Below are 239 nucleotides of genomic sequence, written 5' to 3'. Positions count from 1 at the left end.
CAGGCGGGGAAAATTCGCGGTCTGGTGGTTATTCCGGTGGATTTTGCGGAACAGATGGAGCGCGCCAACGCCACCGCACCGATTCAGGTGATCACCGACGGCAGTGAGCCGAATACCGCTAACTTTGTGCAGGGGTATGTCGAAGGGATCTGGCAGATCTGGCAAATGCAGCGAGCGGAGGACAACGGGCAGACTTTTGAACCGCTTATTGATGTACAAACCCGCTACTGGTTTAACCC

At 55.6% G+C, this 239-nt stretch carries 1 pseudogene; it reads left to right on the top strand.

What is annotated here, in order from left to right:
- Window positions 1-239, top strand: a pseudogene (locus tag SB756_RS34785) (hypothetical protein); the annotation flags it as partial.

Origin of the sequence: Pseudomonas sp. SIMBA_068, assembly GCF_046534705.1 — a bacterium.
GTDB classification, from domain to species: domain Bacteria; phylum Pseudomonadota; class Gammaproteobacteria; order Pseudomonadales; family Pseudomonadaceae; genus Aquipseudomonas; species Aquipseudomonas putida.
Note: the sequence above shows the minus strand (reverse complement) of the source record. Positions and strands in the feature narration are given on the sequence as shown.